2 protein-coding genes are annotated in these 430 nt (G+C 61.2%); both read right to left on the reverse strand.

The window, feature by feature from the left end; translation table 11 throughout:
- The coding region (locus ABW16_RS23680; RefSeq protein ID WP_047321651.1) for a WXG100 family type VII secretion target at nt 1-233 on the reverse strand (233 nt) is incomplete at its 3' end.
- Between the two features lie 14 nt (nt 234-247).
- The coding region (locus tag ABW16_RS23685) for a WXG100 family type VII secretion target (protein ID WP_200900716.1) at nt 248-430 on the reverse strand (183 nt) is incomplete at its 5' end.

Below are 430 nucleotides of genomic sequence, written 5' to 3' on the forward strand. Positions count from 1 at the left end.
GCCGACTGCACCTTCTGACCGTGAGAGTTGGCCTGCTCGTAGATCACCGCGAAGTTGCGGCCCAACTGCGCCACAAACTCCTGGCACGCCACCGAACCCGCACCACCCCAAAAGTCACCGGCAGCCAGCACATCGTGCACGATCGCCTGGTGCTCAGCCTCCAACGACGCCGCCTGCGCACGAATCAACGCACCGTGGGCATCCACATCACCGAACTGGTAGTTAATCGACATCTGCGGTTCTCCTTCTAGCTCGACAGGATCTGCTGAGAAGCAGCTTCCTGCTGCTCGTAGTGGTTCGCGTCGCGAATCAACCCATCCCGCACCCCGTGCAGCATGTTCACGATGTTGCGAAACGCGGTCTGCATCTGACCCATGGTGTCCATCGACGTCCGCTCCGCCAGACCACCCCAACCCGCACCGGAGATGTT

Origin of the sequence: Mycolicibacter heraklionensis, from assembly GCF_001021505.1 — a bacterium.
Lineage (GTDB): Bacteria > Actinomycetota > Actinomycetes > Mycobacteriales > Mycobacteriaceae > Mycobacterium > Mycobacterium heraklionense.